General features: G+C 73.0%; 26 protein-coding genes. 10 read left to right on the top strand and 16 right to left on the bottom strand.

What is annotated here, in order from left to right:
* The first annotated feature begins 7 nt into the window (after positions 1-7).
* A complete protein-coding gene (locus tag OHS33_RS05600; RefSeq protein ID WP_330329262.1) occupies positions 8-790 on the top strand; it encodes a GntR family transcriptional regulator in 783 nt (260 codons plus the stop codon).
* Positions 791-870: 80 nt separating this feature from the next.
* On the opposite strand, the gene OHS33_RS05595 is transcribed toward OHS33_RS05600, so the two are convergent.
* The gene (locus tag OHS33_RS05595; protein ID WP_330329261.1) at positions 871-2040 is read right to left on the bottom strand and encodes an ROK family transcriptional regulator; all 1170 of its coding nucleotides are present in this window, start codon (positions 2038-2040) and stop codon (positions 871-873) included.
* Between the two features lie 155 nt (positions 2041-2195).
* A complete protein-coding gene (locus OHS33_RS05590; RefSeq protein WP_330329260.1) occupies positions 2196-2420 on the bottom strand; it encodes a hypothetical protein in 225 nt (74 codons plus the stop codon).
* Between the two features lie 212 nt (positions 2421-2632).
* Here OHS33_RS05590 and OHS33_RS05585 point away from each other — a divergent pair, with 212 nt between their 5' ends.
* Positions 2633-2995: a hypothetical protein gene (locus OHS33_RS05585; protein ID WP_330329259.1), complete on the top strand. Its 363-nt coding sequence runs from the start codon at positions 2633-2635 to the stop codon at positions 2993-2995.
* Here the strand turns inward: OHS33_RS05585 and OHS33_RS05580 are convergent.
* The 11 genes from OHS33_RS05580 to bioB form a co-directional block, all read right to left on the bottom strand.
* Positions 2992-3585 (bottom strand): hypothetical protein, encoded by a 594-nt coding sequence (locus OHS33_RS05580; RefSeq protein ID WP_330334916.1) that lies wholly within the window; start codon positions 3583-3585, stop codon positions 2992-2994. The two genes, OHS33_RS05585 and OHS33_RS05580, sit on opposite strands and share 4 nt — an antisense overlap.
* Entirely contained in the window at positions 3582-4124 is a 543-nt protein-coding gene (gene mug / locus OHS33_RS05575) for a G/U mismatch-specific DNA glycosylase (protein WP_330334915.1), read from the bottom strand. The genes OHS33_RS05580 and mug overlap by 4 nt, the downstream gene beginning before the upstream one ends.
* Positions 4121-5554 (bottom strand): adenylosuccinate lyase, encoded by a 1434-nt coding sequence (gene purB / locus OHS33_RS05570; protein ID WP_330329258.1) that lies wholly within the window; start codon positions 5552-5554, stop codon positions 4121-4123. The genes mug and purB overlap by 4 nt, the downstream gene beginning before the upstream one ends.
* Positions 5555-5625: 71 nt before the next feature.
* Positions 5626-6405: an SGNH/GDSL hydrolase family protein gene (locus tag OHS33_RS05565; protein ID WP_330329257.1), complete on the bottom strand. Its 780-nt coding sequence runs from the start codon at positions 6403-6405 to the stop codon at positions 5626-5628.
* A gap of 72 nt (positions 6406-6477) precedes the next feature.
* The gene (locus OHS33_RS05560) at positions 6478-7497 is read right to left on the bottom strand and encodes a hemolysin family protein (RefSeq protein WP_330329256.1); all 1020 of its coding nucleotides are present in this window, start codon (positions 7495-7497) and stop codon (positions 6478-6480) included.
* Positions 7494-8882 (bottom strand): hemolysin family protein, encoded by a 1389-nt coding sequence (locus tag OHS33_RS05555; RefSeq protein ID WP_330329255.1) that lies wholly within the window; start codon positions 8880-8882, stop codon positions 7494-7496. The genes OHS33_RS05560 and OHS33_RS05555 overlap by 4 nt, the downstream gene beginning before the upstream one ends.
* A 185-nt stretch (positions 8883-9067) precedes the next feature.
* Complete coding sequence (locus OHS33_RS05550; protein ID WP_330329254.1) at positions 9068-9496, bottom strand: GNAT family N-acetyltransferase; 429 nt, start codon at positions 9494-9496, stop codon at positions 9068-9070.
* A gap of 48 nt (positions 9497-9544) precedes the next feature.
* On the bottom strand, positions 9545-10219 hold the full coding sequence (locus OHS33_RS05545) for a class I SAM-dependent methyltransferase (RefSeq protein WP_330329253.1): 675 nt from the start codon (positions 10217-10219) through the stop codon (positions 9545-9547).
* A gap of 133 nt (positions 10220-10352) precedes the next feature.
* Positions 10353-11090, bottom strand: coding sequence for a dethiobiotin synthase (bioD, locus tag OHS33_RS05540; protein WP_330329252.1), 738 nt, complete (start codon positions 11088-11090; stop codon positions 10353-10355).
* A gap of 53 nt (positions 11091-11143) precedes the next feature.
* The gene (locus tag OHS33_RS05535; protein WP_330329251.1) at positions 11144-12466 is read right to left on the bottom strand and encodes an adenosylmethionine--8-amino-7-oxononanoate transaminase; all 1323 of its coding nucleotides are present in this window, start codon (positions 12464-12466) and stop codon (positions 11144-11146) included.
* Positions 12459-13748, bottom strand: a complete 1290-nt coding sequence (gene bioB / locus OHS33_RS05530) for a biotin synthase BioB (protein ID WP_330329250.1) — start codon at positions 13746-13748, stop codon at positions 12459-12461. Before bioB ends, OHS33_RS05535 begins: the two co-directional genes overlap by 8 nt.
* Positions 13749-13903: 155 nt before the next feature.
* Here bioB and OHS33_RS05525 point away from each other — a divergent pair, with 155 nt between their 5' ends.
* Positions 13904-15076 (top strand): 8-amino-7-oxononanoate synthase, encoded by a 1173-nt coding sequence (locus tag OHS33_RS05525; RefSeq protein ID WP_330329249.1) that lies wholly within the window; start codon positions 13904-13906, stop codon positions 15074-15076.
* A 14-nt stretch (positions 15077-15090) separates the two neighbouring features.
* On the opposite strand, the gene OHS33_RS05520 is transcribed toward OHS33_RS05525, so the two are convergent.
* Together OHS33_RS05520 and OHS33_RS05515 are read right to left on the bottom strand one after the other, a co-directional pair.
* Positions 15091-15312, bottom strand: a complete 222-nt coding sequence (locus tag OHS33_RS05520) for a DUF397 domain-containing protein (protein WP_330329248.1) — start codon at positions 15310-15312, stop codon at positions 15091-15093.
* Between the two features lie 12 nt (positions 15313-15324).
* On the bottom strand, positions 15325-16200 hold the full coding sequence (locus OHS33_RS05515; RefSeq protein WP_330329247.1) for a helix-turn-helix domain-containing protein: 876 nt from the start codon (positions 16198-16200) through the stop codon (positions 15325-15327).
* 195 nt (positions 16201-16395) lie between these two features.
* On the opposite strand from OHS33_RS05515, the gene OHS33_RS05510 reads away from it, so the two are divergent.
* On the top strand, positions 16396-16842 hold the full coding sequence (locus tag OHS33_RS05510; protein WP_330329246.1) for an ATP-binding protein: 447 nt from the start codon (positions 16396-16398) through the stop codon (positions 16840-16842).
* A 38-nt stretch (positions 16843-16880) separates the two neighbouring features.
* Here OHS33_RS05510 and OHS33_RS05505 read toward each other — a convergent pair whose 3' ends face one another.
* The gene (locus tag OHS33_RS05505) at positions 16881-17270 is read right to left on the bottom strand and encodes a VOC family protein (protein WP_330329245.1); all 390 of its coding nucleotides are present in this window, start codon (positions 17268-17270) and stop codon (positions 16881-16883) included.
* 357 nt (positions 17271-17627) lie between these two features.
* Between OHS33_RS05505 and OHS33_RS05500 the strand changes: the two genes are divergently transcribed.
* The 6 genes from OHS33_RS05500 to OHS33_RS05475 are packed head-to-tail and all read left to right on the top strand — an operon-like array spanning position 17628 to position 22190.
* Entirely contained in the window at positions 17628-17930 is a 303-nt protein-coding gene (locus OHS33_RS05500; protein WP_283456084.1) for an urease subunit gamma, read from the top strand.
* Positions 17931-17945: 15 nt separating this feature from the next.
* A complete protein-coding gene (locus tag OHS33_RS05495) occupies positions 17946-18257 on the top strand; it encodes an urease subunit beta (protein ID WP_330329244.1) in 312 nt (103 codons plus the stop codon).
* On the top strand, positions 18250-19971 hold the full coding sequence (locus OHS33_RS05490) for an urease subunit alpha (RefSeq protein ID WP_330329243.1): 1722 nt from the start codon (positions 18250-18252) through the stop codon (positions 19969-19971). Before OHS33_RS05495 ends, OHS33_RS05490 begins: the two co-directional genes overlap by 8 nt.
* A gap of 13 nt (positions 19972-19984) precedes the next feature.
* Positions 19985-20659, top strand: coding sequence for an urease accessory protein UreF (locus OHS33_RS05485; RefSeq protein WP_330329242.1), 675 nt, complete (start codon positions 19985-19987; stop codon positions 20657-20659).
* Between the two features lie 44 nt (positions 20660-20703).
* Positions 20704-21390 carry an urease accessory protein UreG gene (gene ureG / locus OHS33_RS05480; protein WP_330329241.1) on the top strand — a complete coding sequence of 229 codons (687 nt, stop codon included), beginning with the start codon at positions 20704-20706 and terminating at the stop codon, positions 21388-21390.
* Entirely contained in the window at positions 21387-22190 is an 804-nt protein-coding gene (locus OHS33_RS05475) for an urease accessory protein UreD (RefSeq protein ID WP_330329240.1), read from the top strand. Before ureG ends, OHS33_RS05475 begins: the two co-directional genes overlap by 4 nt.
* Positions 22191-22265 lie beyond the last annotated feature (75 nt).

Genomic DNA, 22265 nt, shown 5'->3' with positions numbered 1-22265 from the left:
AGTCAGGGTGGGGACCACGCAGCTCGAATCGGTGCCGGAGCCGAAGTACTGGCATCTCAAGACCGTGCTCAGCGAGGCGCTCGACCAGGACTTCGCCGTGGGCGAGGTGCTGCCCAACGAGCGTGATCTGGCCGCCCGTTTCGGCGTGGCCCGCGCGACCCTGCGCCAGGCCCTCGAACAGCTGGAACTCGAAGGCAGGCTCCAGCGCCGCCGCGGCGTCGGCACCACCGTGGCCCCGCCGCGGGTCGGCGTCGCCGTCGGCAGCGCCCAGCACTCCTGGCCCGGCGAGGCCGTCGACGGGTGGCAGCTCGTGGACGCCGCCGAGACCCTGCCGAGCGCCGCCGTCGCCAAGCTCCTCGGCACCGCGTCCGCCGTCCCCTTCGGGACCGACCAGACCGTGCACACGGTGCGCCGGACCCGCGTCACCCAGGGCCAGGCCGTCGCCGCCGAGCTGCTGTACGTCCCCGGCTCCTCGGTGCCCGGCCTCTCCGGCATAGACGCCCCGGCCGGCCCCGCCCGCGCCCGCGCCGTACTGCGCGAGCTGCAGCGCCTGGTGCTCGAAGGCCAGGACCGCTCCGTGGAACTCGGCTCGGCCCGCGCCGACGACGCCAAGGAACTCGACCGGCTGCCCGGAGCCCCGGTCCTGCTGGTCACCACCCGCTACTTCACGGCCGAGGGCACCGCGGCGGTCTCGGTCGCGACCTACCGCGCGGACACCTGCCGGCTGACCTTCGGGGACTCGGGCGACGTCCAGATAAGCCACCACCCGGAAACCCGCGTCGCCTCCTGACGCCCCGTCCCGCCCCCTGGCTGCTCATTCCCCCCTCGCACCACCCCGAGGCGGCCCCCTTCCGGGGGGCCGCCTCGCGGTCAGCCGCGGCCGCGGGCCGTGACCGTCTTCTCGACCTTCTCCACCGCGAAGAGTTCTTCCTCCGCCTGGTCCAGCGCAAGGCGCAGCGCTCCGGTCGCCACCGCCGCCTCCCCGAGGTGGGACAGCGTCACGCGGGGCGGGCGCAGGCAGTACCGCTCCAGCTCCCGGCGCAGCGGGTCCAGGACCCCGTCCAGCCCGGCCGCCCAGCCGCCGACGACCACCAGCTCCGGGTCCATCGCCAGGACCAGGGCGGCCACGTCGTGCACCAGGCGCTGGATGAACCGCTCCACCGCGGCCACCGCCCCCTCGTCACCCCGCTTGGCCAGCGCGAACACCGCGGCGACGGCCTGCTCGTCCAGCGGGTGCAACGGCTCGCCGGTGGTCGACAACAGCTTCTCCGGCGTCACGTCACGGCCCAGCAGGTGCAGCGCGCCGATCTCGCCCGCCGCGCCGCCGAAGCCCCGGTGCAGCCGTCCGTTGATCAGCGAACCGGCACCCGGGCTGAGGCCCGCCATGACGAACACCAGGTCGTCGGTGTCCCGCCCCGCGCCCTTCCAGTGCTCGGCGACCGCCGCCGCGTTGGCGTCGTTCTCCACCTGGACCGGGCAGCGGAACGACCGCTGCAGCCGCTCACCGAGCGGGAGACCGGTCCAGCCCGGCAGGGCGGTGCACAGGCGCACGGTGCCGTTCGCCTCCACGATCCCGGGGCTGCCGACGCCGACCGCGCGCAGCGAGTCCCGCGGGACCCCGGCGCGCCGCAGCAGGTCGGCGACCGTGCTCCGGACCCGGTCGAGCCGCTCGTCGGCCGTGGCCGACTCGGCGACCTCCTTGGTACCGGCCCCGATCACCCGCCCGTCCAGACCCGACAGCAGTGCCGCGACACGGTGCGAGCCGATCTCGATCCCGAGGAGGTGGCCCGCCTCGGCGCGGAACCGGAACCGCCTGGCCGGCCGCCCCTGTCTGCGAGCGCCCTCCTCCGCCTCGGCCTCCATGACGAGCCCGGTGCCGATGAGCCCCTCGACGACTCCCTCGACCGTGGGCCGGGAGAGCCCGGTGAGCCGGGTCAGATCCGTGAGCGTCGGTGAATCGGCCGCGCGAAGCGCCCGCAAGACCACGGCGGAATTGATCCGCCGGAGCAGCGAGGGGTCCCCGCCGGTCAGCTGCCCCAACGTGTGTCCTCCCAGCTAGCGCGCTTGTTCAGCCGGATCGTACTGCGCGCCTGGGGTGACGGCGAGAAGCGACCCCCCATCGGCCGGAACCCGCCCCTCCTCCCCGCACCCCCAGGGCGGGGCCACCAACCCCGATACGGTGGCCGGGAGCGGCGTCAGACGCGTTCGCGCGCGAACAGTTCGAGGTGTCCGCACCGCGGGCAGCGGAAGGCGTCGATCTGCCAGCGCGGCCGCCCCATCCGCTTCGCGCCGCCGAAGACCCCGCGCTCCAACGCCCCGGCTATCCAGCGCGCGTACCCCCGTGAGTTCTCTCCGGAGTCCTCGACGAAGCCCTGTTCGAGGCCGACGGCACCGCACTGGGTGCACTTGATGGTGTTCACGCGGCGAGTGTAGGCAGGCACGGGTTTCTCCCCCGCGCTGGGGAGGAGTTCCCCCCGGACGGGGGAGGAACAGGGAGGGGTCCGCCGGGACACGTGACGCCAGGCCAGTTGTCAGTGGTCCTGGGGATACTGACGGCATGACGACGGCAGCGCACCTCGTGGCAATCGACCGGCTCCGGACTCGCGGGTTCCCCGCGGCGCGGAGCAGATCGGTGACCGAGCGGAGCGGTCCGGGCTACCACCTCGTCGAGCTGGGCGAGAGCCATTGGTACGGCGATGAGGACGCGGCCGACCGGATAGCCGGGGCCGACCAGATCTCGGCCGAGTACGGGGCGCTCACCCAGGGGTTGACGGAGCGCTGGGGGGAACCGCAGGTGTTCTCCCTGGGGAGTCTGCTGGACCGGGTGGTCTCGGGGGAGGAGGTGCCGGAGCCCTGGGGGGAGATGAGCGGCACCACCGACCACGTGCACGTGTGGCGGGCCGGTGAGCACTGGGTGGTCGTGTACGCGGCCGAGTGGGGGGCCGACCACTCACCGCAGCTGATGGCCGCGGTGACCGTGATCGATCCGCCCTAGCGCGGTGCCGGATCCCCGGGGGACGGTTGGCCGGAGAGGGCGCGGAGCCAGTCGGTGAGGGCGGCGTAGTCCGGGCCGGTGAGGCCGCGCCGGGGGTCGACCCGATGGAGCAGGGCGAGGCCCGGGTGGTGTGCGCGGACCCAGGCCCGGTCAGCGTCCGTGATCTCGTCATCGACCCAGATGAACGGCCGGCCCGCGGCACGGGAGACCAGCCCACGGGTCTTCCAGTGGAGGCCCATCCGCAGGTCCTGCGCCTCCTGTGCCACCTGTGCTTCCCGGTCCGCTCCCTCGTCCGCGTCGGACGGGTCCGGCCAGGAGAGCACTTCCAGGGGTGGCAGGCCGAGTCGTGGTGCGAGCTGGGTGTTGGCGTCGGCCATCCAGGTCGTGGCCCAGATCAGGGTGCAGGGCAGTGCCGACAGGCGGGGGCCGTGACCGGGGTCCAGACGGGAGAGGAGCGGGTTCGTCCCGGCGGTTGCCGGAGGGAGCGGGGGATCCGGGGGCGGGTACTCGGGCGACGGCCCGCCGAAGGGGATCAGCGGGCCGTCCACGTCGAGGAAGAGGAGGGGGCGGGGGCCCTCCGGGGTGGTCAGTGGTCCGCCTCGGCGGCGAGGCGGAGGCGGGCGTACTCCTCGGCCATGGTGTCGGCGGTCCAGTGGGCGTTGAGGCCGCTCGGGTTGGGCAGGGCCCAGATCCGGGTGGGGCCGATGGTCCGTTCCTGGGGGCCGATCTGGGCCTTCCGCTCGCCGAAGGCGGTGCGGTAGGCGGTGACGCCGACCACGGCCAGCCACTGGGGGCGCAGGAGTTCCACCTTGGCCGTCAGGAGGCGGCCGCCCTCGCGGAATTCCTCGGCGCTCAGCTCGTCGGCGCGGGCGGTGGCGCGGGCCACGACGTTGGTGATGCCCAGACGGTGGGTCAGCAGCTCTTCCTGCTCCGCCGGAGCCAGGCGGCGCGGGGTGAAGCCCGACAGGTGCAGGACCGGCCAGAAGCGGTTGCCGGGGCGGGCGAAGTGGTGGCCCGTCGCGGCGGACAGCAGGCCGGGGTTGATCCCGCAGAACAGGACGCGCAAACCGCCCGCGACCACATCCGGGAGGATGCGGTCGCGGGCGGCGGCCAGCTCTTCGGGGGTCAGAGGATCGACCCCGGGGTGTAGCCGGCGGCCTCCGGGTGCTGCTTGGTGATCTCCTCGATGCGGGAGACGACCACGGCGACCTGGTCGCCCGCCGCGCCGGTGAAGGACAGCTTGTCGGCCATCAGCGCGTCGAGCTGTGCGCGGTCCAGCGGCATGCGCTCGTCGGCGGCCAGCTTGTCGAGCAGCTCGTTGCGCTCGGCGCCCTGCTCGCGCATCGCGAGCGCGGAGGCCACCGCGTGCTCCTTGATGACCTCGTGGGCGGCCTCGCGGCCGACCCCGGCCCGTACCGCGCCCATGAGGACCTTGGTGGTGGCGAGGAAGGGGAGGTAGCGGTCCAGCTCGCGGGCGACGACCGCCGGGAACGCGCCGAACTCGTCCAGGACGGTCAGGAAGGTCTCCAGCAGACCGTCGAAGGCGAAGAACGCGTCCGGCAGGGCGATCCGGCGGACGACGGAGCAGGAGACGTCACCCTCGTTCCAGGTGTCGCCCGCCAGCTCACCGGTCATCGAGGCGTAGCCGCGCAGGATGACCATCAGGCCGTTCACGCGCTCGCAGGAGCGGGTGTTCATCTTGTGCGGCATCGCCGAGGAGCCGACCTGGCCGGGCTTGAAGCCTTCGGTGACCAGCTCGTGTCCGGCCATCAGGCGGATGGTCTTGGCGATCGAGGACGGGGCGGCGGCGAGCTGCACCAGCGCGGTGACCACGTCGTAGTCGAGCGAGCGCGGGTAGACCTGGCCGACCGAGGTGAAGGCGTGCGCGAAGCCGAGGTGGCCCGCGATGCGCTGCTCCAGGTCGGCGAGCTTGGCGGTGTCGCCGCCGAGCAGGTCGAGCATGTCCTGGGAGGTGCCGACCGGGCCCTTGATCCCGCGCAGCGGGTAGCGCTCCAGCAGGTCCTCCAGGCGGCCGTAGGCGACGAGCAGCTCGTCGGCGGCGGTCGCGAAGCGCTTGCCCAGGGTCGTGGCCTGCGCCGCGACGTTGTGGGAGCGCCCGGCCATGACCAGCTCGGCGTGCTCGGCGGCCAGCTTGCCGAGGCGGGCCAGCACGGCGACCGTGCGGTCACGGGCCAGTTCCAGGGAGAGCCGGATCTGGAGCTGCTCGACGTTCTCGGTGAGGTCGCGCGAGGTCATGCCCTTGTGCACGTGCTCGTGGCCGGCGAGGGCGTTGAACTCCTCGATCCGGGCCTTCACATCGTGCCGGGTGACCTTCTCGCGCTCGGCGATGGAGGCCAGGTCGACCTGTTCCAGGACGCGCTCGTAGTCGGCGAGGGCCGCGTCGGGCACCTCGATACCGAGGTCCTTCTGGGCGCGCAGCACGGCGAGCCACAGCCGCCGCTCCAGCGTCACCTTGTACTCGGGGGACCACAGGACGGCGAGCTCCGCGGAGGCGTAGCGGCCGGCCAGGACATTGGGGATGCGGGGCTTGGCAGTCACGTGTAGGGATTCTACTTGCGCTTCGGCTGTGCGTTTACGCAGGTCGGTGCCCCGCCCCCGGTTGTGGTTTGCTACGAGGCCCCGGGGGCGTACGGCAGCAGCTCCGGCCGCTTCGCCGGGCGGCCGTCCCCGGAGGAGCGGCCCGTCAGGCGGCGGCCGATCCACGGGAGCAGGTGCTCGCGGGCGAAGCGCGCGTCGTGGACGCGGCGGACGCCCCAGCCCGGCGGCGGGGAGGCGGGCAGCGGGCTGCGCCAGTCGTCTTCCGCGGGCAGGCCCAGGGCCTGCCACACGGCCTCGGCGACCCGGCGGTGGCCCTCGCCGGTCAGGTGCAGCCGGTCGGCGTGCCAGAGCCGCTGGTCGCCGAGGACGGGGGCGCCGTAGAGGTCGACGACCAGCGCTCCGTGCCGCGCCGCCAGTTCCTCGATGATGACGAACAGCTCTTCCATGCGCGGGCGGAAACGTTCCATCACCGGTCCCCGGCGGCCGGGCGAGCGCATCAGGACGAGCTGTCCGCAGGCGGGGGCCAGCGTTTCCACGGCGGCCTCCAGGTGGCCGCGTACCCGCCCCATGTCGACCTTGGGGCGCAGGGTGTCGTTCAGCCCGCCCACCAGGGTGACCACGTCCGCGCCCATCGAGGCGGCGAGGGGGGCCTGCTCCTCGGCGATCTGGCCGATCAGCTTCCCGCGGACCGCGAGGTTCGCGTAGCGGAACCCGGGTTCGCGGGCCGCGAGACGGGCGGCGAGCAGATCGGCCCAGCCCCGGTAGGAGCCGTCCGGCAGCTCGTCGGACATGCCCTCGGTGAAGGAGTCGCCGACCGCGACCAGACTCGTGTAAGACGCATTCATCTCCATGGCGGAGCGATGTTACCGCGCGGTTCCCCGGTCCTGCGAGCGGACCGGGGCACCGCCCGGCGTCCCGGGCCGCTACGCCGCGGGCTGGTTCCCGAACAGCTCGCGCAGCACGTCCTCCATCGTGACCAGGCCGGTCATGACCCCGTCCGCCCCGAGGACCGCCGCCAGGTGCGTGCGGCTGCGCCGCATGGCGGTCAGGACGTCGTCCAGCGGGGTCTCGGCCCGTACCTGGGCGATCGGCCGCAGCGCGGAGACCGGGAAGGCCTCGTCGCGCGCGGTCACCTCCAGGGCGTCCTTGACGTGCAGGTAGCCGAGGATCTTCTGCTGCGCGTCGAGCACGGGGAACCGCGAGTACCGGGAGGCGGCGGAGAGCCGCTCCAGCCCCTCGGGCGTGATGCCCTCCCCGGCCGAGACCACCCGGTCCACGGGCAGCGCCACGTCTATGACGGGCCGGCGGCCCAGTTCCAGGGCGTCGTGCAGCCGCTCGCTCGCCCGGCCGTCGATCAGCCCCGCCGCGCTGGAGTCCTTGACGATCCGGGCCAGCTCGTCGTCCGAGAAGGTCGCGGCGACCTCGTCCTTCACCTCGACGCGCAGCATCCGCAGCAGTGCGTTGGCGAAGGCGTTGATCGCGAAGATCACCGGCCGCAGCCCCCGCGTCAGGGTCACCAGCGGCGGACCGAGGAGCAGCGCCGTACGGACCGGCTCGGCCAGCGCCACGTTCTTCGGCAGCATCTCGCCGAAGAGCATGTGCAGGTACGTCGCCAGTGCCAGCGCCACCACGAAGGAGATCGCGTGGGTCACCCCGGACGGCACCCCGATCAGGTCGAAGAGCGGGGTGAGCAGGTGGGCGATGGCCGGCTCGGCGACCACACCGAGCACCAGGGTGCACAGGGTGATGCCCAGCTGGGCCGCCGCCATCAGGGCCGACACGTGCTCCAGGCCCCACAGCACGGCCCGGGCCCGCCGGTCGCCCTGCTCGGCGTACGGCTCGATCTGGCTGCGCCGGACCGAGATCAGCGCGAACTCCGCGCCGACGAAGAAGGCGTTGACGACCAGGGTCGCCAGGCCGATCAGCAGTTGGATCGCGGTCATCGGCCCTCCTCCGGGTGCGTGTCGCCGCTCTTCTTGCCGTGTCTCCTGCGGGTGGCGCCGCGGGATTCTTCCGCGGGCTCCTCGACCGGAACGTGCAGCAGCACGCGCGCGGCCCGCCGCCCGCTGGCGTCCACGACCTCCAGTTGCCAGCCGCCGAGGTGCACGCTGTCGCCGACCACCGGTATGCGGCCCAGCTCGGTCGCCAGCAGTCCGGCCAGGGTCTCGTACGGGCCGTCCGGCACCCGCAGCCCGATCCGCTCCAGCTGGTCGGTACGGGCCGCGCCGTCGGCGGAGTAGAGCAGGCGGCCGGAGGCGTCCGTACCGGCCGGGGCCAGGTCCGGGGTCTCGTGCGGGTCGTGCTCGTCGCGGACCTCGCCCACGACCTCCTCGACGATGTCCTCCAGCGTGGCCACGCCGGCCGTGCCGCCGTATTCGTCGATCACCACGGCCATCGTCTGCTTGCCGGACAGCCGGTCCAGCAGCCGGTCCACGGTCAGCGACTCGGGGACGAGCAGCGGCTCGCGCAGCAGCTGCGACACCGGGTAGCGGTGGCGTTCGGCGGCGGGCAGCGCCAGTACGTCCTTGATGTGGACGGTGCCGACGACGCTGTCGAGGCTGCCCCGGTAGACGGGGAAGCGGGACAGGCCGGTGGCCATGGTCGCGTTCGCCACGTCCTCCGCCGTCGTCTGCACGTCCAGGGCGGTGACCTGGACCCGCGGGGTCATCACGTTCTCCGCGGTCAGATCGGCCAGGTTCAGGGTCCGCACGAACAGTTCGGCGGTGTCCTTCTCCAGCGCTCCCGCCTTCGCCGAGTGCCGCGCGAGCGCCACCAGCTCCTGCGGGCTGCGCGCGGAGGCCAGCTCCTCGGCGGGCTCCATGCCGAAGCGGCGCACCATGTGGTTGGCCGTGGTGTTGAGGTGGCTGATCAGGGGCCGGAAGGCCCGGCTGAACATCCGCTGCATGGTCGCCACGCGCTTGGCGACGGCCAGCGGGGAGGAGATCGCCCAGTTCTTGGGCACCAGCTCGCCGACGACCATCAGGACGACGGTGGACACGGCGGTGCCCAGGACCAGGGCGGTGGAGGACGCGGCTCCGGCCGACAGTCCCATGGCCTCGAACGGACCCTTGAGAAGGGCGGAGATCGAGGGCTTGGAGATCATGCCGATGACCAGGCCGGTCACGGTGATGCCGAGCTGGGCGCCGGAGAGCTGGAACGTCAGGCTCCGGACGGCGGCGAGGGCGCTGTCGGCCCCGCGCTCGCCGCGCTCGACGGCCCGTTCGAGCTCACTGCGCTCGATGGTCGTCAGCGAGAATTCGGCCGCGACGAAGGCCCCGCACGCGAGACAGAGCAGCAGCGCGACGACGAGCAGAAGCACTTCGGTCATCGGTTCACCTCCGTCCCATGGTCAGACAGGAGGAGGGGTATCGCGCGATGTCGCCGAAATGGAGGAAGAGGAAGGGGACTGGGAGGCTCGCCCATGGGCGGACGCTCACACCTTTCGTTTGAGGGAACGGCTCGAGGGGAACCGTCCCCCACAGGGTAAAGGATCAGCAAAGTATCCGCATCGTGCTACCCCAGGCCGAACGGCTTGACCCAGCGCCGCCAGCGCTCCTCGCGGTGGTACCCGGCCGCGGCCCACGCCCGCTGCGCCCGCTCGTTCGCCTCCAGCACCATGGCGTCCCCGCGCCGCCCGCCCACGTCCAGGAAGCGCCGCTCGGCGGCGTCCAGGAGCGCGGTGGCGATCCCCTGCCGCCGGTGCGAGGGAAGCACCGCCAGCCGGTAGAGCGAGCAGCGCCAGCCGTCGTAGCCCGCGATGACGGATCCCACCAGGACCCCGTCGGCCTCGGCGAGGATCAGGGCGTCCGGATCGCGCCGGATGAGCCGGGTCACTCCGTCCACGTCGTCCGTGATGGAGGTGCCTTCCGCCGCTTCCTTCCAGAAGGCGAGGACGTCCTGGGCCTCGGCCGGGTCGGCGGCCCGTATGCGCAGATCGATCATGGCCGAGAGCCAAACACGGGCACCCGTCCCCGCGCAATGGCCGACCGTTCAGTCGTCGGAGCGCCGGGCCGATCCGATCACGCAGTACGAGGTCGGCAGCGCGGGTCCGCGTTCCGGCACCCGCACCCCGCGCTGCTCGACGATCCGGAACCCGGCGGCCTCGATCGCGGCCAGCGTGTCCCGCGCGGTGTGGCAGCCGCCGAACAGCCGGGGCCACACGGTCCGGTCCAGCGCGCGCTGGAACCCGGCCATCGTGGGCCCGGGTGCCAGCCCGTGCTCGAAGAAGCGCAGCTCACCGCCCGGCCGGATGACCCGGTGCAGTTCGGCGAGCGAGCGCGGCAGGTCCCGTACGGTGCACAGCACCAGCGAGGCCACGGCCGCGTCGAAGGCCTCGCTCTTGACCGGGAGGGCCTCGGCGGCGCCCGGTACGACGTCCACGGGGACCTCGGCGCGCAGCGCGGCGGAGGCCGCGAGGCGGCGCAGGGTCCGCTCGGGTTCGACGGCGACGACCTCGCTCACGGCGCGCGGGTAGTGGGCGAAGTTCAGCCCGTTCCCCGCGCCGATCTCGATGATCCGGCCGGAGAGGCCGTGCAGCAGCTCCGCGCGCAGCGCGGCGAGTCCGCCGCGGACATCGGCCTGGACACTCATCCGGGCGTAGAAGCGGGCGAAAACGGGGTGGTGGACGGCGTCCCGGGGCAAGGCCTGCGGGGGGCGCGGTGACATGACGAACCTCCTACGACGGACGTACGCATGTCTTCAGTCTCCCCCCGTCGGGGGCCGCCACCCCCTCCGGCGCGGGGTTCACCACGACGCGCCGCAGGGGGTGGTGCTCAGGCCCAGGTCTCAGGCCTGGGTCTCAGGCCCAGGTCCGCAGGAACTCCGTCGCGGACCAGCCGCCGCCGAGGGCCGGGGCCAGCCAGCCGGGCGCGGCCGTACGGAACGCCGTCGGCGCGAGGGTGCCCGAGGCTTCCGGGACCGCCCCGAGCAGGGGCATCGCGGAGACCGTCGGGAGGTCGGCCAGATTGCAGCGGGAGGCGAGGTCGGGTGCGGTGGGCCAGCTGCCCACCACGAGCCCGAGGCCCGTCAGCTCACGGGCCCGCAGCGCCTCGCCGGTCAGCGCGGCCGAATTGAGGGTGCCGAGTCCGGCGGGGACCACGAGCAGCACCGGGGCCCGCAGCAGCCGGGCCGCGTCGGCGAGGGTGTTGCCGGCCTCGTCGAAGCGCACGAGCAGCCCGCCCGCGCCCTCGACGAGGACCAGGTCGTGCTCCGTGGCCAGCTTCGCGGCGGCCTCCGCCACCTCGGCGGGCCCGACCGTCGCCAGCCCGGACCGCCGGGCCGCGGTGTCCGGAGCCAAGGGCTCCGGGTAGCGCGCCAGCTCCAGCGTGGTCACCCCGGCGCCCGCGAGCCGCCGCACCTCGGCCGTGTCACCGTCCTCACCCGGCCCGACCCCGGTCTGCGCGGGCTTGAGCACGGCCACCGAGCGCCCGGCGGCGACGGCCGCCGCCGCGATCGCCGAGGTGACGACGGTCTTCCCGATCTCGGTGCCCGTACCGGACACCACCACCACACCCGCGGGAAGCGGCCCCGTACCCATCGCACCCTCACTCATCGCACCCGTACCCATCGCACCCGTACCCATCGAACCGGTCAGCCTTCCCGCGCCGCCGCGCACACCGCACGGCAGATCCGTGCGACATCACCGTCGCCCGTCACGAACGGCGGCATCGTGTAGATCAGGTCCCGGAAGGGACGCAGCCACACACCCTCCCGGACGGCCGCCCGGGTCGCCGCCGCCATGTCGACGTCGTGGTCCAGCTGCACCACGCCGATCGCGCCGAGCACCCGTACGTCCTTCACCCCGGGCAGGCCGGCCGCCGGAGCCAGTCCCTCCAGCAGCCCGGCCCCGATCCGCTTGACCTCCCGCGCCCAGTCCTGCGACAGCAGCAGGTCGAGCGAGGCCAGCGCCACCGAGGCGGCCAGCGGATTGCCCATGAACGTCGGCCCGTGGGCCAGCACCGGCACCTCGCCCCGCGAGATCCCGTCCGCCACCCGTGGGGTGCAGAGCGTCGCCGAGAGCGTCAGGTACCCGCCGGTCAGCGCCTTGCCGAGGCACATCACGTCCGGGGTGATCCCCGCGTGGTCGGCGGCGAACAGGGCACCGGTGCGCCCGAATCCGGTCGCGATCTCGTCCAGGATCAGGAGCACGTCGTACTCGTCGCACAGCTCGCGCAGCACCCGCAGGTAGCCGGGGGAGTGGAAGCGCATGCCGCCCGCGCCCTGGACCACCGGCTCCACGATCACCGCGGCCAGTTCGTCCGCGTGCGCGGAGATCAGGCCGCGCAGGTGCTCGACGTACGCCGGATCCACGGGTGCGTCGAAGCCGCCGGGCGGCTCCTGCGCGAAGAGCTGACGCGGCAGCATGCCCTGCCACAGCTCGTGCATCCCGCCCTCGGGGTCACACACGGACATCGGCTGCCAGGTGTCCCCGTGGTAGCCGCCGCGCCAGGTGAGCAGGCGGTGCTTGCCCGGGCGGCCCACCGAAGTCCAGTACTGGAGGCACATCTTGACCGCGACCTCGACCGAGACCGAGCCGGAGTCGGCGAGGAAGACGTGCTCCAGGCCGTCCGGGGTGATCTCGACCAGCTTCGCCGCGAGCCGGACGGCGGGCTCATGGGTGAGCCCGCCGAACATCACGTGTGACATCCGGCCGAGCTGGTCCCGTACGGCCTCGTTGAGCACCGGGTGGTTGTAGCCGTGGATGGCGGACCACCAGGAGGACATGCCGTCGACCAGCTCGTCATGGCCCTCCGAGGCCTGGGCGAGCCGCAGCCGGACGCCCGAGGCGGAGGAGACGATCAGCGGCTCCTGGCGCCCGGGCATGGGTCCGTACGGATGCCAGACGTGCTGCCGGTCCAGCGCGAGGAGATCGGCGGCCGGCAGCGGGTCGTGCGGGTGGTGCGGATCAGGCATTGGGCGCGAGTTCCGTTCCCGCGCCGCGGCGGCGCACGGCCACCAGGTCCGGGCGCACCTCACCGGCCGCGGCCTGCCCCGACGGGGACTGAGGCGCCGCGGCCTGGGCCGGTACGGCAGCGTCGGCCGGCTCCGCGGAGTGGCCGGAGCAGCCGCCGCACGCCGAGCCGCAGCCCGCGCCGCCCGTCCCCGCGTCGGCGGAGGAAGCCGGGGCCGAACCGCATACGGAAGCGCCCCCGCCGTGCGAGCCGCAGCCACCGGCCGCCGCCGAGACGTCCGAGCGGTGCGCGGGGAGGGTCGAGGTACCCGCGCCCTCCACCTCGAAACCGGCGTCCGCGATCATGTCGAGGTCGGCCTGACCGGCCTGGCCCTCACTGGTGAGGTAGTCGCCGAGGAAGATCGAGTTGACCAGGTGCAGCGCGAGCGGCTGCATCGTGCGCAGGTGCACCTCGCGCCCGCCCGCGAGGCGGACCTCGACGTCGGGGCACACGAAGCGGACCATCGCGAGGATGCGCAGCGCGCGCTGCGGGGTGAGGTTCCACTCCTTGGCGAGCGGGGTGCCCTCGAACGGGATCAGGAAGTTGACCGGCACCGAGTCCGGGTCCAGCTCGCGCAGCGAGTAGACGACGTCGACGAGGTCCTCGTCGCTCTCGCCCATGCCCGCGATCAGGCCCGAACAGGCGGAGAGGCCCGCCGCGTGCGCCTTCTGCACGGTGTCCACGCGGTCCGCGTAGGTGTGGGTCTTGGTGATCGCCCCGTACGTCGCCTCGGACGTGTTGAGGTTGTGGTTGTAGGCGTCGGCGCCCGCGTCGCGCAGCCGCTCCGCCTGACCGTCCGACAGCAGACCCAGGCAGGCGCAGACCTCGACGTCCTCGTTCTGCTCCTTGATCGCGGCGATGGTCTTGCCGACCCGCTCCACGTCCCGGTCGGTCGGCCCGCGGCCGCTCGCCACCAGGCACACGCGCTTCGCGCCGCCCGCGACCCCGGCCGCGGCGGCCTGCGAGGCCTCCTCCGGCTTCAGCCACGTGTACTTCAGGATCTCCGCCTTCGAACCCAGACGCTGGGAACAGTAGGAGCAGTCCTCCGGGCACAGGCCCGACTTCAGGTTGACCAGGTAGTTCAGCTTGACCCGGCGCCCGAACCACTGGCGGCGCACCTTGCCGGCAGCGGCCACCACGTCGAGCAGTTCGTCGTCCGAGGTCGCCAGTACGGCAAGTGCCTCTTCGCGGGTCGGCAGCTCGCGCCGCAGCCCCTTGTCCACCAGGGTGTTCAGCAGGTCCATGACGCCGATCCTGGACCACACGACCACTCCCGGCCAAGGAGAGATCGCACAACATGGCCGGATCGGAGTGTGTGTATCACCACACCTGGCGCTGGAGTCACGGCGGCTAGGGTCGGGCAGGTCTGTCGACTGCCGACAAAAACGAGGATCCGCCGATGCCCCAGCACATCCCCGACCCCGCCGATGTCTTCGCCTGGACCGATGACGCGGAGCGGTCCCGGGAGCGCGCCGGGCTGGTCCGGACGCTGCGCCCGCGCCCTGCCTCCTCGCCCCTCCTCGACCTCGCGAGCAACGACTACCTCGGACTGACCCGGCACCCCGAGACCGTCGAGGGCGCGCGGGCGGCGGCCGCACGCTGGGGCGCCGGAGCCACCGGGTCGCGGCTGGTCACCGGGACCACCGAACTGCACGCCGAGCTGGAGCGGGAGCTGGCCGCCTTCTGCGGGTTCGAGGCGGCGCTCGTGCTGTCCTCCGGGTACGCCGCCAACCTCGCCGCCGTCACGGCGCTCAGCGACCGGGACACCATGGTCGTCTCCGACGCCGGGAACCACGCCTCGATCGTCGACGGCTGCCGGCTCTCGCGGGCCCGGACCGAGGTGATCCCGCACGCGGATCCGGCCACCGCGCGCAAGGCGCTGGCCGGGCACCAGGGGCGGGCGCTGCTCGTCAGCGACTCGGTGTTCTCCGTGGACGGGGACGCCGCGCCGCTCGCGGAGTACGCCGCCGTGTGCCGGGAGTCCGGCGCGGCCCTGGTCGTGGACGACGCGCACGGGCTCGGGGTGCTGGGCGAGGGCGGCCGCGGCGCGCTGCACGCCGCCGGGCTCGCGGGCGCCCCCGACGTGGTGGCGACGCTGACCCTCTCGAAGTCCCTGGGCAGCCAGGGCGGGGCGGTCCTGGGGCCGGCCCGGGTGATCCGGCACCTGGTCAACACCGCCCGGACCTTCATCTTCGACACCGGGCTGGCGCCGGCCGCCGCGGGCGCGGCCCTCGCGAGCCTGCGCCTGCTCCGGCGCGAACCGGAACGGGCGGCGCGGGCCCGTGAGGTGGCCGACCGGCTGTACAGGCGGCTCACCGCGTCCGGCCTGACCGCGGCCCGGCCGGACGCGGCCGTGGTGTCGGTACGGGCCCCGTCGGCCGCGGCGGCACTGCGCTGGGCCGCCGACTGCCGCGAGGCAGGTCTTTCCGTGGGCTGTTTCCGGCCACCGTCCGTGCCGGACGGCATCTCCCGGCTGCGGCTGACCGCCCGGGGGGATCTCACGGGGGAGGAGATCACCCGGGCCGTGGACACGATCCTCGCGACCGCGCCGGCCGGAGCCACGGACCACTAGTCACGGACCACTGGTTACGGGGCGAGGTCCGCCCGTACCAGCGTGAGGAAACCGTCCCAGGCCGGCCCGGTGAAGAGCACGGCCGGGCCGTCCGCCCGCTTGGAGTCGCGGACGGCCAGCAGGCCGCCGCTGAGGGCGGCGGTTTCCACACAGTTGTTCATTCCGGTGCTGCGGCTGCTGCGCCGCCACCGCGCGCTGTTCAGAAGTCCGCTGGTGGATAAGGGGGTTGCGGACACGGGGGTGCCTCCTTACGCGTCGTCAGCGAGTGCGCTGATCAGATCCGACGAGTCATGGGGCGGGAGGGCGTGCGCCTGGATGGTGCGGAACGCGGCGCTGTACGCCTCAAGGTCTTCCTTCCGCTCCAGATAGAGGCTACTCGTCAAATGGTCGAGTACCACCACATCCAGATCGGCGATGTTCGGAAATGAGAAAATTACGAACGGTCCGGTCAGGCCGAGATGACCCCCCACGCTGAACGGCAGTACCTGGAGCCGGACTTGGGGCAGCCGGGCCACCTCCACCAGGAACCGGAGCTGCTCCGCCATCACCCCCGGACCGCCGATCTGCCGCCGCAGCACCGCCTCGTCGAGCACCGCGCTCAGCTCCAGCGGCGGATCCGTCCGCAGCACCGACTGCCGGGCGAGGCGTACGTCGACCAGCGCGTCCACCTTCGGTTCCGGCAGCCCGCCCAGCGCGGCGCGGGTCACGGCCCGGGCGTACGCGGGGGTCTGCAGCAGACCGGGAACCACCGACAGCTCGACCGTGCGCGCGGAGCGGGCCCCCGCCTCCAGGCTGATGAAGTCCCGGTACTCCTGCGGCAGCAGGCCGCGGTAGTCGTGCCACCACTGGGGTCCGCGGCCGATCTCGGTGCCGGGGCCCGCGGCCGAGACCGAGAGCGCCTCCAGCAGGGCGCGCTGCTGGGCACCCACGCCGCCGTAGGCGTCGAGGAGCAGCCGCACGTCCTCGGGCTTGACGCCGCTGCGGCCGGTCTCGATCCGGCTGATCTTCGATTGGTGCCACCCCACGATCCGGGCCGCCTCACCACTGGTGAGTCCGGACCGGTCGCGGAGCGCACGCAGTTCCTCGCCGAGCTTGCGCCGGCGCACCGCGGGACCGTGCTGCACACCCGCCTCCTTCCACCGGCACAGCTCGCACCAGTCTGCCGTCCAAATACGGTCTTCCGTAGCAGAGTTCACCGCAACGAGGGACAGATATATGCAGATCTTGGGTGAACGGCAGCCGGGCCGGGACAATGAGTGGCACTCTGGCGCTCAGCACAGATCCGGGGCATTGCGCTCCGGTGGGAAAGGGACCGCGCCATGGCAGACCACCAGGAAGCATCCGTCACTCTGCCGAGCGATCCCGCCTCGGTCTCCACTGCCCGCCGCTATGTGGCGGACGTGCTCAGCGGATGGGGACTTCCCGATGACGCCGACACCGCGGACACCGTCCGGCTGATCGTCTCGGAACTCGCCACCAACGCGGTGCAGCACACCTTCGGGCAGTCGCCCACCTTCACCGTCGACATCCGCCTGGAGCGCGAGGAACTGCTCCGGGTCGGGGTGACCGACAGTCACCCGCGCTGGCCCAAGCGGCTCCCGGCCGCGGTCCAGCAGGACAACGGCCGGGGTATGGTCATCATCCGCTGGCTCACGGCGGAATCGGGCGGGCGGCTCTCGGTGAGCCCCACCGAGGACGGCGGCAAGACCGTGTGGATCGCCCTGCCCTGGACCGCCCCCGCGGCCCGCCCCGCCTGTCAGAACTGACCGCGCCCAGACGTGGCCGCGCCCAGACCTGACCGCTGTCAGCCCTGACCGCGCTCCGGGCCGCTGCGCTCTATGCACAGCTCGTTGCCCTCGGGGTCGGCCAGGACCACCCAGCCGGTGCCGTCCGCGCGGCGCTGGTCGTCCACGACCCGCGCGCCGAGGCCCAGCAGGCGCTCGACCATTTCGTCACGGGTGCCCGTGGGCGGCGAAATGTCCAGGTGTACCCGGTTCTTCACGCTTTTGGCGTCGGGCACCCGGATGAAGAGCAGTCCCGGCACCCCGGGCTGGTCGGTGGTCAGCAGGATCTCGGGGTCTCCCTCGAAATCGTCCGCCTGCATCGAGTAGCCGGTCACCGCGGCCCAGAACCCGGCCACCTTGTAGGGGTCGAGTGCGTCGAAGGTGATGTGGCGTACGGGGTTGTAGTACACATTTCTCCCTTGTCGGGGGCGGGTCGCCCGGGGTCAAGCTACCGCCGTATACGACGCGGAGCCCGGGAATAAGGGGCCGCTGAACCCGGTCCCCGGTGGAAACGTGAGTTAACGAGACGGAAAACCCGGCGCCCTAGCGTGACGTCGGCCTGGCATCGGACAGAGGGCCGGGCCGGGGCTCCAACCGTCTGTATTCAGCCAAGACATGGCAAAGCCAGGGTGTGCGCTCCGGAAAGTCTTGTCCCTCGTTGGACAAGAACTGCTTGAGCGGCATATGGGCAGGTCAACAAAGTGTTGAAGGCGGATAGGGTCTCGCACGGCGCGCAGTCGAAGATGTCGAGAAACCGGGTGATACGGGTGCAACTCACACCGCACGAGCAGGAAAGACTCCTGATCCATGTGGCAGCCGATGTGGCTGAGAAGCGAAGGGCGCGCGGGGTCCTCCTCAACCACCCCGAGGTGATCGCGCTGATCACCACCCACATCCTCGAAGGGGCCCGCGACGGCCGGACGGTGGCCGAACTGATGGCCTCCGGGCGGACCGTGCTGACCAGGGCGGAGGTCATGGAGGGCATCCCCGAGATGATCCACGACGTCCAGGTCGAAGCGACCTTCCCCGACGGCACCAAGCTCGTCACCGTTCACGACCCCATCGTCTGAGAGGCAGTACCCGTCATGATCCCCGGCGAAATCCGCTTCGGGGACGGGCCGGTGCGCCTCAACGAGGGCCGCGCCGTCACCCGTCTCACCGTGCTCAACGCTGCCGACCGGCCCGTCCAGGTCGGCTCCCACTACCACTTCGCCGAGGTCAACCCCGGCCTGGACTTCGACCGGCCGGCCGCCCACGGGCTCCGGCTGAACATCGCGGCCGGTACGGCCGTCCGCTTCGAGCCGGGCATCCCGGTCGCGGTGGAACTCGTACCGCTCGCCGGGCTGCGGGTCGTGCCCGGGCTGCGCGGGGAGACCGGAGGGCCGCTCGATGGCTGAGCTGACGCGGCAGGAGTACGCCGACCTCTTCGGGCCGACCGCGGGTGACCGGATCCGGCTGGCCGACACCGACCTCTTCGTCGAGATCGAGCAGGACCTCAGCGGCGGTCCCGGACGTTCCGGCGACGAAGCGGTCTTCGGCGGCGGCAAGGTGATCCGCGAGTCGATGGGCCAGGCCCGCACCACCCGCGCCGAGGGCGCGCCCGACACCGTGATCACCGGCGCGGTCGTGCTGGACCACTGGGGCATCGTGAAGGCCGATATCGGCATCCGCGACGGCCGGATCTGCGGCATCGGCAAGGCGGGCAACCCGGACACCATGGACGGGGTTGAGCCGACACTCGTCATCGGCCCCGAGACCGAGATCATCGCGGGCAACGGGAAGATCGTCACCGCGGGCGGCATCGACACCCACGTCCACTTCATCTCGCCGACCATCATCGACGAGGCCCTCGCCTCCGGCATCACCACGCTCGTCGGCGGCGGCACCGGCCCCGCCGAAGGCTCCAAGGCGACCACGGTCACCCCCGGTCCCTGGCACCTCGCCCGGATGTTCGCCGCGCTGGAGAACTCCCCGGTCAACATCGGCCTGCTGGGCAAGGGCACCACCATGTCCCGCGACGCCATGTACTCCCAGCTGCGCGGCGGCGCCCTCGGCTTCAAGATCCACGAGGACTGGGGGGCCACCCCCGCCGTCATCGACGCCTGCCTGAGCGTCTGCGACGAGACCGGGGCGCAGGTCGCCATCCACACGGACACCCTCAACGAGGCCGGGTTCGTCGCCGACACCCTCGCGGCCATCGGCGGGCGGACCATCCACTCGTACCACACCGAGGGCGCGGGCGGCGGGCACGCACCCGACATCATCACCGTGGTCTCCGAGCCGAACATCCTGCCCAGTTCGACCAACCCGACCCGGCCGCACACCGTCAACACCATCGAGGAACACCTCGACATGCTGATGGTCTGCCACCACCTCAACCCCGCCGTGCCCGAGGACCTCGCCTTCGCCGAGTCCCGGATCCGGCCCTCCACCATCGCGGCCGAGGACGTCCTGCACGACCTCGGCGCCATCTCGATCATCTCCTCCGACGCCCAGGCGATGGGCCGGATCGGCGAGGTCGTCATGCGGACCTGGCAGACCGCGCACGTGATGAAGAAGCGGCGCGGCTTCCTGCCGGGCGACGGACCCGCCGACAACCACCGGGTGCGGCGCTACGTCGCCAAGTACACGATCAACCCGGCCGTGGCCCAGGGCCTCGCCCGCGAGATCGGCTCGGTCGAGACCGGCAAGCTCGCCGACCTGGTGATGTGGAACCCCGCCTTCTTCGGGGTCAAGCCCGACGTGGTGGTCAAGGGCGGCCAGATCGCCTACGCGCAGATGGGCGACGCCAACGGCTCCATCCCCACCCCGCAGCCCGTGCTGCCCCGGCCCATGTTCGGCGCCACCGGCCGGTCGGCCGCCTACAACTCGCTCAACTTCACTTCCCAGCCCGCCATCGAGGACGGCCTGCCCGAACGCCTGGAGCTGGGCAAGTCGTTCGTGGCGATCGAGAGCACCCGCAAGGTCACCAAGGAGGACATGCGCAACAACGACGCGCGCCCGCGCGTCGAGGTGGACGCGGACACCTTCACCGTGACCATCGACGGCGAGGTCGTGGAACCCGCCCCCGCGGCGGAACTCCCCATGGCCCAGCGTTACTTCTTGTTCTGATGGGCCTGTTCTGATGAGCCTCGCAGCCCTGCTCGTCCTCGCCGACGGCCGCTTCCCCGCCGGAGGCCACGCGCACTCCGGCGGGGCCGAGGCCGCCGTCAAGGCGGGCCGCATCCATGACGACGTCACGCTCGAAGCGTTCTGCCGGGGACGGCTGCACACCGCGGGACTGGTCGCGGCCGCGCTGGCCGCCGCGGCCGCCCTCGGCATGGACCCCGCCGTCCTGGACGCCGCCGCCGACGCCCGTACGCCGTCGCCCGCGCTGCGGGCCGCCGCCCGGCGGCTCGGCCGCCAGCTGCTCCGGGCCGCCCGGGCCACCTGGCCCTCGGCGGAACTCGAAGCGCTGGCCGCCGCCTTCCCGCGCGGGGCCCACCAGCCCGTGGTGCTCGGCGTCACCGCCCGGGCCGCCGGGCTCGGGCCGCTCGACGCCGCGCACGTGGCGGCGTACGAGGCCGTCGGGGGACCGGCCACCGCGACCGTGCGGCTGCTGGGCCTGGACCCCTTCGAGGCGAGCGGGGTGCTCGCCCGGCTCGCTCCGGCCCTGGACGAGGTGGCCGCCCGGGCGGCGGACGCCGCCCGGCTCGCCCTCTCCGCCGGGCCGGAGGCGCTGCCCGCCGCCTCCTCCCCGCTGCTGGAGATCGCCGCCGAGGCGCACGCGGCCTGGCCCGTACGCCTCTTCGCCTCCTGAAAGCACCCGACTCACCCGACCCGCCCCGCCCCCAAGGAGCCCCCATGCACCTCGACCACGCCGGGACCTTCCCGCACCGGCACTCCCACAGCGCCGCGCCGCTGCGCGCCGACGGCTCCCGCCGCGCCCTGCGCATCGGCCTCGGCGGACCGGTCGGCTCCGGCAAGACCGCCACCGTCGCCGCGCTGTGCCGGGCGCTGCGCGCGGAGTTCTCGATGGCCGTCGTCACCAACGACATCTACACCCGCGAGGACGCCGAGTTCCTGCTCCGCGAGGCGGTGCTGCCGCCCGAGCGGATCGCCGCCGTGGAGACCGGCGCCTGCCCGCACACCGCGATCCGCGACGACATCTCCGCCAACCTGGAGGCGGTGGAGGAGCTGGAGGACGCGATCGGTCCGCTGGACCTGGTGCTCGTCGAATCCGGCGGCGACAACCTGACCGCCACCTTTTCGCGCGGTCTGGTCGACGCGCAGATCTTCGTGATCGACGTGGCGGGCGGCGACGACATCCCGCGCAAGGGCGGACCCGGTGTGACCACCGCCGACCTGCTCATCGTCAACAAGACCGACCTGGCCCCCTACGTCGGCTCCGACCTGGACCGGATGGCCCGCGACGCCGCCGAGCAGCGCGGTGAACTCCCCGTCGCCTTCCAGTCGCTGCGCGGCCCGGACGGGGTGGCCCCGGTCGCCGAGTGGGTGCGCGGACACATCGCCGCCTGGGCGGCCCGGTGACCACCGCCGCGGCCCCGGCCGGGGCCCCCGCTCCGGCCGTACCGGCCGCGGGGCTGCGGGCCACCGCCCGCATCCGCGCCGTCGCCGACGGCCGCGGCGGCACCGCCCTGCCCCTGCTCCACGGGGAGGGTCCCTTCGCGCTGCGCCGCACCCGGGGGAGCGACCCGGGGGAGGCGCGGGTCACCCTCGTCGGGGCGATGAGCGCACCGCTCGGCGGGGACCACCTCACCGTCGAGGCGAGCGCGGGCCCCGGCGCCCGGCTCGCCCTCGGGACGGCCGCCGCCACCCTCGCCCTGCCCGGCCGGGGCGGCGCGCCCGCGCTGTACGAGACCACGCTGACCCTGGACGAGGGCGCGGCGGTGCGCTGGCTGCCCGAGCAGCTGGTCTCGGTCCAGGGCAGTGACCTGTGGGTGCGCACCCGGGTCGAACTGGCCGCCACCGCACGGCTGGTGCTGCGCGAGGAGCAGGTGCTGGGCCGGGCCGGCGAGCCGTCGGGCCTGCTGCGCAGCCGGCTCACCGTCCACCGGGACGGCTCGCCGCTGCTGGACCAGGAACTCGCCTGCGGTCCGGGCGCCCCCGGTGGCTGGGACGGCCCGGCCGGACTCGCCGGACACCGGGCGCTGGGTCAACTGCTCATCGTCGACCCGGCCTTCGACGGGCGGCCGCCCGCCGCCGCGATGCTGGGCGAGCTGGCGGCCGTCACCCCGCTGGCCGGGCCCGCCGTGCTGGTCACGGCGCTGGCCGCGGACGCGCTGGCGCTGCGCGCGGTGTTGGACGAGGCGTTGCGCACGTACAGCTAGCGTTCGCCGTGTCGCGGCCGCCTGGCGGCCCTTCTGCCCTCCGGGGGCGCCTCAAACGCCGGCGGGGCTGATTTT

Source organism: Streptomyces sp. NBC_00536 (genome assembly GCF_036346295.1).
In the GTDB taxonomy this organism is placed as follows: domain Bacteria; phylum Actinomycetota; class Actinomycetes; order Streptomycetales; family Streptomycetaceae; genus Streptomyces.
Note: the sequence above shows the minus strand (reverse complement) of the source record. Positions and strands in the feature narration are given on the sequence as shown.